Origin of the sequence: Cellulomonas sp. CW35 (genome assembly GCF_052378485.1) — a bacterium.
Classification (GTDB): Bacteria; Actinomycetota; Actinomycetes; order Actinomycetales; family Cellulomonadaceae; genus Cellulomonas; species Cellulomonas uda.
The window spans coordinates 3405370-3420779 of the sequence record NZ_CP199000.1; the positions used below are offsets into that span (position 1 = coordinate 3405370).

A 15410-nucleotide genomic window follows, 5' to 3' on the forward strand; every position below is an offset into this window, starting at 1 on the left:
TCACTCGGCGAACGCCTCGACGGGCGGGCACGAGCAGACCAGGTTGCGGTCCCCGCGCGCGCCGTCGATGCGGCGCACGGGCGGCCAGTACTTGCCGCGGCGCAGGCTCGCCAGCGGGAACGCGGCGCGCTCACGGGAGTACGCGTGCGTCCACTCGTCGGCGCTCACGGACTGCGCGGTGTGCGGCGCGTGCCGCAGCGGCGAGTCCTCGAGCGGCCACGTGCCGGCGGCGACCTCGTCGATCTCGGCGCGGATCGCGACCATCGCGTCGACGAACCGGTCGAGCTCGCCCAGGTCCTCGCTCTCGGTCGGCTCGACCATGAGCGTGCCCGGCACGGGGAACGCGAGCGTCGGCGCGTGGAACCCGTAGTCCATGAGCCGCTTCGCGACGTCCTCCGCGGTCACGCCCGTGCGCCTGGTGATCTCCCGCAGGTCGAGGATGCACTCGTGCGCGACCAGCCCGTTCGGGCCCGTGTAGAGCACCGGGAAGTGCTCACGCAGGCGCGTCGCGAGGTAGTTCGCGGCGAGCACCGCGACCTCGGTCGCGCGGCGCAGCCCGTCGGGACCCATGAGCGCGACGTACGCCCACGAGATGGGCAGGATGCCCGCCGAGCCCCACGGCGCCGCGGAGACGGCCGGCACGTGCGACGCGTGCGCCGCCGCGTCGGGCGTGCGCGGGCTCGTCGTCGGGTCGCCCGGCAGGTACGGCGCGAGGTGCGCCGCGACCGCGACGGGACCCACGCCCGGGCCGCCGCCGCCGTGCGGGATGCAGAACGTCTTGTGCAGGTTGAGGTGGCTCACGTCGCCACCCATCTCGCCCGGGCGGGCCAGGCCGACGAGCGCGTTGAGGTTGGCGCCGTCGATGTAGACCTGGCCGCCCGCGTCGTGCACGAGGTCGCACACCTGGCGCACGTGCTCCTCGTACACGCCGTGCGTGGACGGGTACGTGATCATGATCGCCGCGACCCGCGGGCCGTGCTCCTCGAGCTTCGCGCGCAGGTCGTCGAGCAGGATCTCGCCGTCCTCGGCCGTCGCGACGACGACCACGCGCAGGCCCGCGAGCGCCGCCGACGCCGCGTTCGTGCCGTGCGCGGACGCCGGGATGAGGCAGACGTCGCGCTGCGCCTCACCGCGGTCACGGTGGTACGCCTTGATCGCGAGCAGCCCGGCGAACTCGCCCTGCGACCCGCCGTTCGGCTGCACCGACACCGCCGCGTACCCGGTGATCTCCGCGAGCCAGTCCTGCAGCTGCGTGACGAGCTCGGCGTAGCCCTGCGTCTGGTCCGCCGGCGCGTAGGGGTGCACGTCCGCGAACTGCGGCCAGGAGATGGGCTCCATCTCGGCGGTCGCGTTGAGCTTCATGGTGCACGAGCCCAGCGGGATCATCGTGCGGTCCAGCGCGAGGTCCTGGTCCGAGAGGCGACGCAGGTAGCGCAGCATCGCCGTCTCGGAGCGGTACAGGTGGAACACCGGGTGCGTGAGGTACTCGTCGGTGCGCACGGCCCAGTCCGGGAGGGCCGTCGGGGCGGCCATCGGGCCGTACGCGAACGCCTCGCCGCGGACCGTGAACGACCCGCTGGGCGACGTCCACTGCTCGTCGTGGGTGCCGGACGGCGCGTCCGTCACCCCGGCGGCGACGAACGCCAGGACCACGGCCAGCACGTCGTCGTCGTCGGTGGTCTCGTCGACGCTCGCCTGCACGTGGTCCGCGTCCGGCGCCCACAGGTTGACGCCCTGGCGCACGCCGGCGGCGACGACGTCCGCCGCACGGCCCGGGACGACCGTGCGCACCGTGTCGAAGACGACCTCGTGCTCGACCTCGACGCCCAGGTCGCGCAGGCGCGCGGCGAGCGTCGCCGCGTGGCCGTGCGCGCGGGACGCGATGGTGCGCAGGCCGTCGGGGCCGTGGTGGACCGCGTACATCGACGCGACGATCGCGAGCAGCGCCTGCGCGGTGCAGATGTTGCTCGTCGCCTTCTCACGGCGGATGTGCTGCTCACGCGTCTGCAGCGCGAGGCGGTACGCGGGCGCGCCGTCCGCGTCGACCGACACCCCGACGAGCCGGCCGGGCAGCATCCGCTCGAGGCCCGAGCGCACCGCCATGAACGCGGCGTGCGGGCCGCCGCCGAACAGCGGGACGCCGAACCGCTGCGCCGAGCCGACCGCGACGTCCGCGCCGAGCGTCCCCGGCGAGGTGAGCAGCGTGAGCGCGAGCAGGTCCGCCGCGACCGTCACCAGGCCGCCGCGCTCCTTCGTCGCCGCGATCACGTCCCGCAGGTCGCGGACCTCGCCGGACGCCGCGACCTGCTGCACGACGAGCCCGATGAGGTCACCCTCGACCTGCGGCAGCCCCTGCGACAGGTCGGCCACCACCACGGGCAGGCCGATCGCCTCCGCGCGGCCGACCGTCACCGCGAGCGACTGCCCGAACAGCTGGTCGTCGAGCACGACCGTGCCCGCCTTGCCGCGCTGCGCGCGCCACATCAGCGCGACTGCCTCCGCGACCGCGGTGGCCTCGTCGAGCAGGCTGGCGTTCGCCACGGGCAGCCCGGTGAGGTCCTCGACCATCGTCTGGAAGTTCAGCAGCGCCTCCAGGCGGCCCTGGCTGATCTCGGGCTGGTACGGCGTGTACGCGGTGTACCAGCCCGGCGACTCGAGCACGTTGCGGCGGATCACCGGCGGCGTCGTCGTGCCGTAGTAGCCCTGGCCGATCATCGGGCGCAGCACCTGGTTCTTGCCCGCGATCTCGCGCAGTGCCGCCTGCACCTCGGCCTCGCCCTGCGCCTCGGGCAGCGCGAGCGGACGACCCGTGCGGATCGACGCGGGCACCGCCGCGTCGATCAGGTCCTCGAGCCGCTCGTAGCCGACGACCGCGAGCATCGCGTCCGTCTCCGCGCCGCGGCGGGGGCCGACGTGACGGTCGGAGAAGTCGAGCGCGGCGGGGGCCGGGCCGGTGGGGGCCGAGTGGGGCGTGGTCTTCGACACGGGCTGCTCCGGGGGTCGCCCGGCGTCGGCCGGGACGGGCGGTGGGCTCCCCGCTCTGTCATCCGCCGCGTACGACGACCTGAGAGTTTTGCCGGTCCGCCATGGCTGGTCCCAGCCCGGGGCGCGCCGGCTTGCACCGTCGGTGGGCCGTCCCGTGGTGGGACGGCCGCTTTCCAGAGTTGCCTCGCCGTGGCGGTACAGGGGCCTGAGAGATTCCCGGGGAGGGTTGCTCCTTCGGCGCCCGCTGCGCGGGACTCTCCCGCCTCGGTTCGAGCAGCATGTTCAGTTGACCTACCGCCCCAGGCTACCGGCTCCCCCACCGTCTCCCCCACCGTCTCCCCCACCGTCGGCGGCACCGGGATCATAGGCGGGGGTTTCCACGGCGAGACGGTGGGCAATTGCGGAGGAGTCGTGGTTAGCCTGGCGCGGTGAGCCAGCACCCGCAGGGGCCGAGCACGACGAGCGCCGATGCGTCCGCCCCCGCTGCGACGGCTCCCGTGCGGGCCGCGGTGGTCGTGGTCTCGGACCGGAGCGCGGCGGGCGCGCGCGAGGACCGCTCCGGCCCCGCGGCCGTCGCCGCGCTGCGCGACGCGGGGTTCGCGGTACCGGACGCGGTCGTCGTGCCGGACGGTGCGGCGTCGGTGCGCGGCGCGGTCGAGGACGCGATGGCGCGCGGCGCACGCGTCGTCGTGACGTCGGGCGGCACGGGCGTCGGGCCGCGTGACGAGACGCCCGAGGGCACGCGCCCGCTGCTCGCCAAGGAGCTGCCCGGCATCCCGGAGCTGCTGCGGCGCTCGTCGGACGTCCCCACCGCGGTGCTCGGCCGGGGGCTCGCGGGCGTGACGGACGCGGGCGTCGTCGTGGTCAACCTGCCCGGCTCCCCGGGCGGCGTGCGCGAGGGGCTCGCGGTGCTCGCACCGCTCCTGCCCCACCTGCTGAGCCAGGTGGGCGGGGGTGATCACGCATGATCACGCGGATCTGCGACGAGCCTCTTGACCTGCTGTTTCACGTGGAACATGTGCAGAGCCCGCGCGCGGGGGCGGTCGCGACGTTCGTCGGGCTGGTCCGCGACCACGACCCGTCGGTGACCGGCGAGGTCGTCGGGCTCGAGTACAGCGCGCACCCGGACGCCGAGGCCGTGCTGCGCCGGATCGCCGACGACGTCGCGGCGGACGACGACGTGCTCGGCGTCGCGGTCAGCCACCGGGTCGGGCACCTGCGCGTGGGCGAGGCGGCGATCGTCGTCGCCGTCGCCGCGGCGCACCGGGCCGAGGCGTTCGACGCGTGCCGCCGGCTCGTCGAGACCGTCAAGGCCGAGCTGCCGGTGTGGAAGCGCGAGCTGCTCGCGAACGGCACGCACCATTGGGTCGGGCTGTGACCGGCGGGTCCGGCGCGACGACGACGCGCGGGCAGCTCGTCGACCGGTTCGGCCGCGCGCACCACGACCTGCGCATCTCGCTGACCGACCGCTGCTCGCTGCGCTGCACGTACTGCATGCCCGCCGAGGGCGTCCCGTGGCTCGCTCGCTCGACGATGCTCTCGACCGACGAGATCGTGCGCGTCGCGCGCGTGGGCGTGGCGCTCGGGATCCGCGAGATCCGGCTGACCGGCGGTGAGCCGCTGCTGCGGGTCGACGTGGTCGACGTCGTGCGCCGGCTCGCCGCGATGACCACGCCCGACGGCGCGCCGGTCGAGGTGTCGCTCACCACCAACGCGCTGCGCCTGCCCGCGCTGGCCGCTCCCCTGCGCGACGCGGGCCTGCGCCGCGTCAACGTCAGCCTCGACACGCTCGACCGCGCGCGGTTCCTCGAGCTCACGCGCCGCGACAAGCTCGTCGAGACGCTCGCGGGCATCGCGGCGGCCGACGCCGCCGGGCTGCACCCCGTCAAGATCAACGCGGTCGCGATGCGCGGCGTCAACGACGACGAGGTGGTCGCGCTCACCCGGTTCGCCGTGGAGCGCGGCTACCAGATGCGGTTCATCGAGCAGATGCCGCTCGACGGCGGGCACACGTGGGACCGGCACGTCATGGTCACGCAGGCCGAGATCCTCGAGCGGCTGCGCGGCGCGTTCCGGCTCGACGAGGTGCCCGGCCGCGGGGCCGCACCCGCCGAGCTGTGGACCGTCGACGGCGGGCCGGCCACGGTTGGCGTCATCGCGTCCGTCACCGCGCCGTTCTGCGGCGCGTGCGACCGGCTGCGCCTCACCGCGGACGGCCAGCTGCGCGCGTGCCTGTTCTCGCAGGCCGAGGTCGACACGCGCGAGGTCCTGCGGTCCGACGAGCCCGCGGAGGCGGTCGACGAGGGCCTCGCCGCGGCGTTCCACGCGTGCCTGGCCGGCAAGAAGGCCGGGCACGACATCGACGACCCGACGTTCCTGCAGCCGCGCCGGCCCATGAGCGCGATCGGCGGCTGACCGCCCCGGGCGCCGCGACGCGGGCGGGTCAGCCGCCCGCGAACGGGGGCAGGACGTCGAGCGTGGCTCCCCCGGCCACCTCGTCGGACGCCTCCAGGCGGCGACCGTCGGCGAGCAGCGCGCACCGGTCGAGGACCGGCGCGAGCGCCGGGTGGCGGGTCAGCAGGTCCGCGCGCACCGCCGCGCCCGAGCCGGCCGGGACCTGCTCCGAGTCGACACCCGCGGCCTCGGCGGCGGCCGCGAAGTAGCGGACCGTGATCACGGCGCACCCCACGCCGCGGCGGCCGAGTCGACGTCGGCGAGCAGGGCCGCGATCTCGTCGGGCGAGCGGCCCGCGGCGGCGAGGCCCGCGACGAACATCGACACCGGGACGGCCGGACGCGCCACCGAGTGCGCGACCCCGCTCGACAGCTCGAGCAGACGGTCCACGTCGACGAGCGCGGGATCCACCCCCAGGCGGGTCGTGAGGTGCTCGACCCACTGCGGCAGGTCGGCACCGGGGGCGCGGCGAGGATCGGTCATGACGGGCTCCGTCCCTGGTCGGCTGGATGGTCGCTGGGGTCGTCGGCCGGGTGGTCGGCGACGTGCTCCGCCTCGATCGTCCCATCCCCGGGACGTGCGGGGGCGTCCCCGGTGCGCGGGGCCTGCGTGCGGGGGGCGCGCGTGAGCGCGGCGGACAGGGCGCGGACGGACGGCCACGTGTCCGCGTCCGCCCCGACACCGCCGGGGTCCGGCACGTCGACGAGCGTGAGACCGCCGACGAGCCGCCGCACGGACGCCCCGCGCACCCCCGCCCCCAGCGCGACGACCGCTGCGTCGAGCGCCGCCCGCCGGTACGCCGCGACGAGGTGCTGGGGCGCGCCCTCGTCGTCCACCAGCCGGGCGCCGTCGACACCGGCCCGTGCGGCGGCCGCGACGAGCGCGGCCACCACCTCGCCGGCGCGCGGGACGTCGCACGCGAGCACGACGACGACCTCGGCCGGGTGCCCGCGCAGCGTCGCGAGCAGCGTCAGCCCCGCGGCCAGACCCGCGACGGGACCACCCAGCGGCGGGTCCTCGAGGGTCGTCGGGACACCCGGGCGCGCGAGCTGCGGGGGCGCGACCAGCACCCGCCGCCGCGCGTCCGCGACCGCCGCGAGCGCGTGGTCCACCAGGGCCAGCCCCCCGACGACGAGCCCCGGCTTCACGTCCCCGGGCCGCTGGCCGCCCAACCGCCGCGCGGCACCGCCCGCGAGCACGAGGGCGTCGAACGGCAGCCCGCGCTCCTCGGGCGCGCCGAGAACCGCGGCGTCAGTCACGTGCGGGTCGGTCGCGTGCGGGTCAGTCACGCGTGGGCCGGTCACATGCGGGTCAGTCACGTGCGGGTCGGTCACGTGCGGGCTCGTCACGTGCGGTGCCAGTCACCCGACTTGCCACCCGTCTTCGCCTCGAGCCGCACGTGCTCGATGTGCACGGACTTGTCGAGCCCCTTGACCATGTCGACCACCGCGAGCGCCGCCACGGACACGGCGGTGAGCGCCTCCATCTCGACACCCGTGCGGTCCGCGGTGCGCACGCTCGCCGTGATCCGCACGCCGTCGTCGTCGACCACGAGGTCCACCACGGCCCCGTGCACCCCGATGACGTGCGCGAGCGGCAGCAGCTCGGGTGTGCGCTTGGCCGCGGCGATGCCGGCGATCCGCGCGACCGCGAGCACGTCGCCCTTGGGCACCGAGTCGTCCCGCAGCGCCGCGACCACGGCCGGCGGGCACGCGACCAGGCCCGTGGCCGTGGCGGAGCGGACCGTGGGCTGCTTCGCGGTCACGTCGACCATGCGGGCCTGCCCGCGCGCGTCGAGGTGCGTGAGCGGCTGGGCGGGATGCTGGGCGGGATGCTGGCTGGGACCGGTCATGTCCAGAAGACCTCCAGGGTGTCGCCGGCGCGGACCTCGTCCACGTCGGCGGGGATGACGGCGAGCCCCTCGGCGACGGCGAGCCGCGCGACGAGGTGCGAGCCGGACCCGCGCGCGGTGGCGCGCCGCACGCGGACAGCAGGGCCGGGCTCCGTGCTGGGCTCGGAGCCGGACGCGGAGCCGGAGCCGGCAGCGGGCACGCGGCGCACGGGCATGAGCTGGGCGCGGCCCGGCGGGGTGCGCCAGCCCTCGTCGGCCACGGCGGCGACGCGCGGCCGCTCGGGGTGCGCGCCGAGCATCCGGCGCACCGCGGGCCGCACGAACATCTCGAACGACGCGAACGCGCTCACCGGGTTGCCCGGCAACGTCCACACGGGCGTCCCGGACGGCAGCCGGCCGAGCCCCTGCGGCTTGCCCGGCTGCACGGCCACGGGCACGAGCTCGACCCCGGGCTCGTCGGCCAGCGCGGCCTTGACCACGTCGAACGCGCCCGCGCTGACCCCGCCCGAGGTCACGATGCCGTCGACCGTGCCGTGGTCGCCCCCGTCGAGCTCGTGCAGCAGGCGGCGCAGCGCGCCCGGGTCGTCCCTCACCGGGCCGAGGCGCAGCGCGTCGGCGCCCGCAGCCTGCACCGCGGCGGCGAGCAGCCACGAGTTCGAGTCCGGGATCTGCCCGCGCCGCAGCGCCGTCCCGGGCGCGACGAGCTCGTCACCGGTGGACACCACCGCGATCCGGGGCCGGCGGTGCACGACGAGGGTCGCGCGGCCGACCGATGCCGCGGCCGCGACGTGCGCCGGGCCGACGAGGTCGCCCGCCCGCAGCACGACCTCGCCCGCGGCGGCGTCCTCGCCGGTGCCGCGCACGTGCTGCCCCGAGGTCACGGCCGCGCGCACCTCGACGTCGCCGCCGCTCGTCGCCCACGCGTGGTCTCCGGCGTCCTGACCACCGGTGCGGGGAGAGGTGAGCTCGACGGGCACGACGGCGTCCGCGCCGGGCGGGACCGGCGCGCCCGTCATGATCCGCACCGCGGTGCCCGGGGCGACCACGGGCGCGTCGTCGGACCCGGCCGCGACGTCACCCACCACCCGCAGCACCACCGGGCCGTCGGGGGTGGCCGCCGCGACGTCCGCCGCGCGCACCGCGTACCCGTCCATCGCGGAGTTGTCCCAGCGCGGCAGGGGGCCGTCGGTCGTCACGTCCTGCGCGAGCACCTGCCCCACGGCCTCCAGCAGCGGGACCAGCACGGGCGGCAGCGGTGCCGCGAGCGCGAGCGCCGCCGCCCGGTGCTCGTCGAGACCTCGCACGCTGCCCCTCCCCTCGTCGTCGCCCGATCCTGCCACCGCGCAGGTCAGGACGGTGTGCGTGCCCGCCAGGCGACGACGCCACCGGTGAGGTTCGCGGCCTGCACGCCCGCCGCGCGCAGCACCTGCGCCGCGGCGTGCGAGCGCGCGCCGGCGTGGCACACGACGACGACGTCGCGGCCGTGCTCCCACGCGCGCAGCGCGGACCCGTCGAGCACGCGTGCGAGCGGCACGTGCACCGCGCCCGGGAACGGCGTGGCCTCGACCTCGTACGCCTCGCGCACGTCGACGACGACGACCGGGTCGGCCGGGTCGTCGAGCCGCTCCGCCAGGGCGTCGACGCTGACGGCCGCCACGTCGTCGGTCGGCACGTCGTCGGTCGGCACGTCGTCGGCCGGTCCGGCGACGAGGGCCTCGGGGGGCGGCGCGGATGCGGCCGCGCGCGGGACGACCGGGACCTGCGACCAGCGCGCGCGCAGCGCGTCGACCACGAGCACGCGCCCCAGCAGCGGCTCCCCCACGCCGCACACGAGCTTGACGACCTCGGTCGCCATGAGCGACCCCACCTGCCCGCACAGCGCACCGAGCACGCCCGCCTCGGCGCACGAGGGCACCTCGTCGGGCCGCGGCTCGCGCGGGAACAGGTCACGCAGCGTGACGCCCGCACCGCTCGGCGGCGCGGACCAGAACACGCTCACCTGCGCGTCGAACCGCAGCACCGAGCCCCACACCACGGGCACACCGAGGGCGGCGGCGGTGTCGGACACCAGGTAGCGGGTCGGGAAGTTGTCGGTGCCGTCGACCAGCACGTCATAGCCCGCGAGCACGTCGGCGGCGTTCTCGCGGGTGAGCCGCACGTCGTGCCGGACGACGACGACGCCCGGGTCGATCGCCGCGACCGCGTCGGCCGCCGAGTCGACCTTGCGCCGCCCGACGTCCGACGAGCCGTGGACCACCTGCCGCTGCAGGTTGCTGAGGTCGACCTCGTCGTCGTCGACGACGCCGATCGTGCCCACGCCCGCGGCCGCGAGGTACTGCAGCACCGGGGCGCCCAGCCCGCCCGCGCCCAGCACGCACACGCGCGCGGACCGCAGCCGGCGCTGGCCGGTCAGGCCGATGCCCGGCAGCAGCAGGTGCCGGGCGCTGCGCACCCGCTGCTCGTCGTCGAGCTCGACGACAGGCTCCACGACCGCGGGAATGCGCACGCGCCCAACCTACGTCGCGGCACCCGCCCGACGCCCAGCCGATCGGGTGGGGAAAATCGCGCGCGGCGCGACGTCCCGCACCCGACGGGCCCGGTCAGTCGAAGTCGAGCAGGTCACCCAGCCAGGAGTCGCGCTTCTTCTTGCGCCGGTAGCGGGGGTCGCCGTAGCGCGGGTCGTACGACGAGCCGTAGCGGGACCGGTCGTCGCGGGACTCGTCGTACCTGGGCTCGCCATACCTGGGCGCGTCGTACCTGGGTTCGTCGTACCTGGGCGCGCGGGCGTCCTGCGGCGGCGTGCCGTACACCGGTGCTCCGGGCGGCGTGGCCGGTGCCGCCGCGCCCGGAGCGGGGAGCGCCGCCGCCCGGTCGAGGATCTTGTCGAGCTCGCCGCGGTCCAGCCAGATCCCGCGGCACGTCGGGCAGTAGTCGATCTCGACGCCCTGCCGCTCGGACATCACGAGCTCGGCCTGGTCGACGGGGCACTTCATGGCACGCTCCTGCGGGTTCGGGGGCCTGACCTCACCCCAACGAGCAGACGGCCCCGCTGGTGCCCGGATCGTCCGGACCCGTCGTCGGCCAGGCTCAGAGCGTGCGCTGCCAGGCCACGATGCGGTCGACCGCCTCGCGCACCACGTCGGGCGACGACGCGAACGACAGCCGCACGTACCGCGAGCCGTCGACGGGGTCGAAGTCCGTGCCGGGCGTGAGCGCGACGCCGGCCTCGTCGAGCAGCTGCGCGCACCACGTCACGGAGTCGAGGCCCGCGGCGGACACGTCGCCGTACAGGTAGAACGCGCCGTCCGCGGGCGCCACGTGCGTCCAGCCGAGCTCGGGCAGCCGCTCGAGCAGGAGCGCGCGCGAGCCCGCGTACCGCTCGACGTTCTCGCGTGCGGCGGCCATGCCCTCGGGCGAGAACGCGGCGACGCCCGCGTGCTGCGCGAGCGCGGGCGGGCACAGCGCGACGTTCCCGGCGAGCGCGTCCACGGGCGAGACCAGGTCGTCGGGCAGGACGAGCCAGCCGAGCCGCCAGCCCGTCATCGCCCAGTACTTGGAGAACGAGTTGACGACGACCGCGCCCGCGTCCAGGTAGCGCGCGGCGGTCGCGACCTCCGCGTCGGTGTACGTGATGCCGTGGTAGATCTCGTCGCTCACGAGCCGCACGCCGTGCGCGCCGCACCATCCGGCCAGGGCCTCGAGCTCGGCGGCGTCGATCATCGTCCCCGTCGGGTTGGCGGGCGACGCGACGACGAGCCCGTCGAGCGGACGCTGCGCGTGCGCCTCCTCGAGCATCGCGACCGTCGGCTGGAACCGGGTGGCCGGGCCGGCGGCGAGCTCGACGACCTCGCACCCGAGCGCCGCGAGGATGTTGGTGTACGCGGGGTAGCCGGGGCGCGCGAGCGCGACGCGATCGCCCACGTCGAACGCGGCGAGGAACGTGAGCATGAACCCGCCCGACGAGCCCGTGGTCACGGCGATCCGGGCGGGGTCGAGGTCCACGCCGTACCAGCGGGCGTAGTGCGCGGCGATCGCGGCGCGCAGCCCGGGGGCACCGAGCGCCTCGGTGTAGCCCAGGTCGCCGGTGGTCAGCAGCTCCACGGCACGCCGCCGCACCACGTCGGACGCGCCGGTGGCCGGTTCGCCCGCGCACAGGTTGAGCACGTGCTCGCCCGCGGCGCGCCGCGCGTTGGCCGCCGCGATGATCTCCATGACCGCGAACGGGGGGACGTGGGCCCGGGCTGCAACCTTCACGCCCTCATCCTGCCCGCCCGCAGGCTCGGCGCGCGGCCCGGGTCAGGGGGCGGAGGTGGAGAGCGCGGCGCGGACGTGCGCGACGACGCCGTCGGCGGCGGCCTCGATCTGGGCGAGGCAGTCCTCGAAGTCCTGCATGCCGCCGTACCAGGGGTCGTCGATGTCGAGCACGTGCTCGGGCTCGCCGGGGCCGACGACGGGCGCGGCGGGGTCGAACCGGCGGAGCATGACGATGCGGTCGGCCACCTCGGCGGGTGCGAGCCGGCGCAGCGCGCGGGCGTGCTGCGCGGTGGCGGGCAGGAGCAGGTCGCGGGACGTCAGCTCGGTCGCGGTGACGCGGTGCGCGCGGTGGCCGCCGCCGGTCGGGTAGCCGTGCGCGGCGAGCACGGAGCGGGCGCGGCGGTCGACGGGGTTGCCGTGCTCCTCGTCGGACACCCCGGAGGAGTCGACGACGACGAGTTCCCCCAGCCCGGCGGCCTCGAACCGGTCCCGCAGGACGATCTCGGCCATCGGAGAGCGGCAGATGTTGCCCGTGCACACGGTCATCACGCGGTAGGTCACGCCTCATCCTCCCCCAGCGGGGTGGCCCGCTGGCCTGCGTGTTCACCTCCGCTTGACTTTGGGTTCACCCACCCGCACCCTGGACACAGCACCGGTGACACGAGTCAACGGACATACCGAAGCCTCGGGCGCCTCGACGTGGAGCCGCCACCCGCCGGTGCCGTACCACGGTGACCCACCCTCACCGCCGCTTCCTTGTGCGGGCAGCTCCCGGGCGACGGCGCCCTGGCTCTGCTCGGTCCGGCGCCCCGTCACGGACGCCGGTGACCCGCGCTGCCCGACGCCCCCCGGCGTGGCAGCCGAGAACGGAGATGACCGGATGCCTCCCCTCGCCCACCCGTCACGGACCGGGGTACCGCGCCCCGCGCCCGACCCGCGACCCCTGCCGGCCCGCCGCACGGTCGTCGCGCTCGTCGCAGCCGCCGCGCTCGTCGTGTCGCTGCTCCAGGCCGTCGCCCTCAGCCCCGACCGCGCGCAGGCCGCGACCGTCGGCTCGGGCAGCTACGCCGACTCCGCCCCCGCCGGTGCCGCCGTGCCCACCGAGTGCAACGACCGCCCGATCACCAACCCGCGCGCGCACGTCACGTCGAGCTTCCCGTCGGGTGCGATCCCGACGAACGACTGGTGGACCTCGCTGCTGTGGCGCAAGTTCGACTGCTCCGCGGTCTCCGCGGCGCTCGCGGCCCACCCGGCCGTCTTCCAGGCCTACACCGACGGCCTGGGCGTGAGCTACCCGACGACCCCGTCCATCTCCGGCACCGCCACGGGCGTCTCCGAGTACCACTACTCCTACGCGGAGGACGTGCGGATCGGCCTCGCGGGCCTGACCGCCGACGGCAAGGTCGACGGCTACTCCGACTGGACCGTGAGCGAGCTGTGGAGCAACGGCTCGAGCAGCCTGCGCACGACGTTCGGGCACGGCCTGCCGTTCGTCTACGCGACCAAGACCGGCGCGGGCGACGCGACCCTGACGACGCAGGGCACGCCCACGGTGTGGAGCAACAGCGGCGGAGCGATCGGGTTCACGGTCAACGGCCACGACTACGCCGCGTACGCCCCCACGGGCGCCACGTGGACGGTCTCGGGCACCACGATCCGCTCGTCCCTCTACAACCGTGACTTCTTCTCCGTGGCGGTGCTGCCGGCCACGGGCAGCGCGTCCGGCCGGGCCGCCGCCCTCGCCGCGTACGCGCCGTACGCGCACAACCACGTCACGGGCACCAAGGTCTCCTGGTCGTACGACGAGGCGTCGGCGAAGATGACCGCGACGTACGCGTTCACCACGCAGGCCAAGCAGGGCTCCGGCACCGGCACGGTCTTCGCGCTCTACCCGCACCAGCGCGACCACCTCACGGGCGTCACGCCGAGCAGCTACTCCTACGTCTCGCCGCGCGGCCCGATGCGCGTCGTGATCGGGGCGTCGCAGTTCCGCACGGTCACCACGTTCAACGGCGTGCTCCCGCAGCTCGCCAACACGGGCTTCTCGTCGGGCGCGGACGCCTCCCAGCTGGCCGGGTACGTCGACGACGTCGCCGCGACCGACCCGTTCGCGGGCTTCGGTGAGGACACGTACTGGACGGGCAAGGCCATCGGCCGCGCCACGCAGGTCATCCAGATCGCCAACCTCACCGGCAACACCGCGGCGCGGGACACGCTGCTGAGCAAGGTCAAGGCGCGCCTCACCGACTGGATGACCGCGTCGCCCGGCGAGACGCAGCGCCTGTTCGCGTACAACCAGGCGTGGGGCACGCTGATCGGCTACCCCGCCTCCTACGGCTCGGACACCGACCTCAACGACCACCACTTCCACTACGGCTACTACGTGGTGGGCGCGGCGACCGTCGCGCAGTTCGACCCCGCGTGGGCCGCGAGCTCGGCGTACGGGTCGATGGTCAACACCGTCATCAAGGACGCGGCGAACTGGGACCGCACCGACACGCGCTTCCCGTTCCTGCGCGACTTCGACATCTACGCCGGGCACGACTGGGCGTCCGGGCACGGCGCGTTCGGCGCCGGCAACAACCAGGAGTCGTCGTCGGAGGGCATGAACTTCGCGTCCGGGCTCATCCAGTGGGGCCAGGCCACGGGCAACACCACCGTGCGTGACCTGGGCATCTACCTCTACACGACCCAGGCGTCCGCTATCCAGAACTACTGGTTCGACGACGACGACGAGGCGTTCCCCGCCGCGTTCGGCCACTCGACGGTCGGCATGGTCTGGGGCGACGGCGGCGCCTACGCCACGTGGTTCTCCGCCGAGCCCGAGATGATCCAGGGCATCAACCTGCTGCCCTCCACCGCGGGCCACCTGTACCTGGGCTACAACCCGGCCTACATCACGCGGAACATCGCCGAGCTCGAACGCAACAACGGCGGACCCGCGACGGTCTGGCAGGACATCATCTGGGAGTTCCAGGCGCTCGCCGACGCCCCGAAGGCCCTGGCCCAGTTCCGGTCGCAGGCCTCGTCGTACGCCGTCGAGGAGGGCGAGTCCCGGGCGCACACGTTCTACTGGTTGAAGAACCTCGCGGGCGTCGGCACGGTCGACCGGTCGGTCACCGCGAGCACGCCGCTGCACGCGGTGTTCCTCAAGAACGGGGTGCGCACCTACCAGGCCGCGAACATGAGCGGCTCGGCGACCACCGTCCGGTTCTCCGACGGCACGACGCTCACCGTCCCGGCCCGCTCGGTGGCCGCGACGACGAGCGACGGGGCGACGACGAACCCCACGCCCACGCCCACGCCGACGGTCACGCCGACACCCACGCCCACGTCGAGCCCCACGCCCACGTCGAGCCCCACGCCCACGTCGAGCCCCACGCCCACGTCGAGCCCCACGCCGACGACGAGCCCGACGCCGACCCCGAGCCCCACGCCGACCACCGGCACGGGCGTCCCGGCCACGTCGCGCATCCAGGCCGAGGCGTACAGCGCGGCCTCGGGCGTGGACACGCAGGCCACGTCCGACGTGGACGGCGGGCAGAACGTCGGCTGGATCGCCGACGGCGACTGGCTGCGGTTCGACGGCGTGGACTTCGGCAGCACGCCGCGCACGCAGTTCGTCGCGCGCGTCGCGTCCGGCGCGGACGGCGGGGTCAGCGGCCTCGTCCAGGTGCGGCTCGGCTCGCCGACCGCACCGCCGATCGGGAGCTTCGCGATCGGCAGCACCGGCGGCTGGCAGGAGTGGCGCACGGTCCCGGGCAACATCGTCGGGACCACCGGCACGCACACCGTCTACATCACGTTCGACTCCGGCCAGCCGGCGAACTTCGTGAACGTCAACTGGTTCACCTTCCAGTGAGCG

Annotated in this window: 14 protein-coding genes and 1 riboswitch; of the genes, 4 read left to right on the forward strand and 10 right to left on the reverse strand. The window is 75.2% G+C overall.

The window, feature by feature from the left end; genetic code table 11:
• Entirely contained in the window at positions 1-2985 is a 2985-nt protein-coding gene (gene gcvP / locus ACT17Q_RS15520) for an aminomethyl-transferring glycine dehydrogenase (protein WP_444663568.1), read from the reverse strand.
• Positions 2986-3168: 183 nt separating this feature from the next.
• Positions 3169-3257, reverse strand: a riboswitch (glycine riboswitch).
• 225 nt (positions 3258-3482) lie between these two features.
• Here gcvP and ACT17Q_RS15525 point away from each other — a divergent pair.
• From ACT17Q_RS15525 to moaA, 3 genes are read left to right on the forward strand one after another with little or no spacing between them, the layout of a single operon-like run.
• Complete coding sequence (locus tag ACT17Q_RS15525) at positions 3483-3953, forward strand: MogA/MoaB family molybdenum cofactor biosynthesis protein (RefSeq protein ID WP_444665408.1); 471 nt, start codon at positions 3483-3485, stop codon at positions 3951-3953.
• Positions 3950-4363, forward strand: a complete 414-nt coding sequence (locus ACT17Q_RS15530; protein WP_268533968.1) for a molybdopterin synthase catalytic subunit — start codon at positions 3950-3952, stop codon at positions 4361-4363. Before ACT17Q_RS15525 ends, ACT17Q_RS15530 begins: the two co-directional genes overlap by 4 nt.
• Positions 4360-5400: a GTP 3',8-cyclase MoaA gene (moaA, locus tag ACT17Q_RS15535; protein ID WP_268533969.1), complete on the forward strand. Its 1041-nt coding sequence runs from the start codon at positions 4360-4362 to the stop codon at positions 5398-5400. Before ACT17Q_RS15530 ends, moaA begins: the two co-directional genes overlap by 4 nt.
• 28 nt (positions 5401-5428) lie before the next feature.
• On the opposite strand, the gene ACT17Q_RS15540 is transcribed toward moaA, so the two are convergent.
• From ACT17Q_RS15540 to ACT17Q_RS15580, 9 genes are all read right to left on the reverse strand, one after another.
• Positions 5429-5662 carry a MoaD/ThiS family protein gene (locus tag ACT17Q_RS15540; protein WP_094182417.1) on the reverse strand — a complete coding sequence of 78 codons (234 nt, stop codon included), beginning with the start codon at positions 5660-5662 and terminating at the stop codon, positions 5429-5431.
• Positions 5659-5922: a DUF6457 domain-containing protein gene (locus ACT17Q_RS15545; protein ID WP_141319703.1), complete on the reverse strand. Its 264-nt coding sequence runs from the start codon at positions 5920-5922 to the stop codon at positions 5659-5661. The genes ACT17Q_RS15540 and ACT17Q_RS15545 overlap by 4 nt, the downstream gene beginning before the upstream one ends.
• Entirely contained in the window at positions 5919-6698 is a 780-nt protein-coding gene (gene mobA, locus ACT17Q_RS15550) for a molybdenum cofactor guanylyltransferase (protein ID WP_444663571.1), read from the reverse strand. Before mobA ends, ACT17Q_RS15545 begins: the two co-directional genes overlap by 4 nt.
• Positions 6699-6784: 86 nt before the next feature.
• Positions 6785-7291, reverse strand: coding sequence for a cyclic pyranopterin monophosphate synthase MoaC (gene moaC, locus ACT17Q_RS15555; RefSeq protein ID WP_268533973.1), 507 nt, complete (start codon positions 7289-7291; stop codon positions 6785-6787).
• A complete protein-coding gene (locus ACT17Q_RS15560; RefSeq protein WP_444663573.1) occupies positions 7288-8595 on the reverse strand; it encodes a molybdopterin molybdotransferase MoeA in 1308 nt (435 codons plus the stop codon). Before ACT17Q_RS15560 ends, moaC begins: the two co-directional genes overlap by 4 nt.
• Before the next feature lie 44 nt (positions 8596-8639).
• Positions 8640-9797 (reverse strand): ThiF family adenylyltransferase, encoded by a 1158-nt coding sequence (locus tag ACT17Q_RS15565; protein WP_444663575.1) that lies wholly within the window; start codon positions 9795-9797, stop codon positions 8640-8642.
• A 94-nt stretch (positions 9798-9891) separates the two neighbouring features.
• A complete protein-coding gene (locus ACT17Q_RS15570; protein ID WP_444663577.1) occupies positions 9892-10284 on the reverse strand; it encodes a TFIIB-type zinc ribbon-containing protein in 393 nt (130 codons plus the stop codon).
• Between the two features lie 94 nt (positions 10285-10378).
• Positions 10379-11545: an aminotransferase class I/II-fold pyridoxal phosphate-dependent enzyme gene (locus ACT17Q_RS15575; protein ID WP_268533980.1), complete on the reverse strand. Its 1167-nt coding sequence runs from the start codon at positions 11543-11545 to the stop codon at positions 10379-10381.
• Positions 11546-11587: 42 nt separating this feature from the next.
• Positions 11588-12106, reverse strand: a complete 519-nt coding sequence (locus tag ACT17Q_RS15580) for a low molecular weight protein-tyrosine-phosphatase (RefSeq protein WP_444663579.1) — start codon at positions 12104-12106, stop codon at positions 11588-11590.
• A gap of 319 nt (positions 12107-12425) precedes the next feature.
• Here ACT17Q_RS15580 and ACT17Q_RS15585 point away from each other — a divergent pair, with 319 nt between their 5' ends.
• A complete protein-coding gene (locus tag ACT17Q_RS15585) occupies positions 12426-15407 on the forward strand; it encodes a glycosyl hydrolase (protein ID WP_444663581.1) in 2982 nt (993 codons plus the stop codon).
• Positions 15408-15410: the final 3 nt, after the last annotated feature.

Bases quoted from the DNA above. Each gene is read 5' to 3' on its own strand.
- ACT17Q_RS15530 (WP_268533968.1), top strand. From the start codon at position 3,950: ATGATCACGCGGATCTGCGACGAGCCTCTTGACCTGCTGTTTCACGTG.
- ACT17Q_RS15545 (WP_141319703.1), bottom strand. From the start codon at position 5,922: ATGACCGATCCTCGCCGCGCCCCCGGTGCCGACCTGCCGCAGTGGGTC.
- moaC (WP_268533973.1), bottom strand. From the start codon at position 7,291: ATGACCGGTCCCAGCCAGCATCCCGCCCAGCATCCCGCCCAGCCGCTC.
- ACT17Q_RS15570 (WP_444663577.1), bottom strand. From the start codon at position 10,284: ATGAAGTGCCCCGTCGACCAGGCCGAGCTCGTGATGTCCGAGCGGCAG.
- ACT17Q_RS15585 (WP_444663581.1), top strand. From the start codon at position 12,426: ATGCCTCCCCTCGCCCACCCGTCACGGACCGGGGTACCGCGCCCCGCG.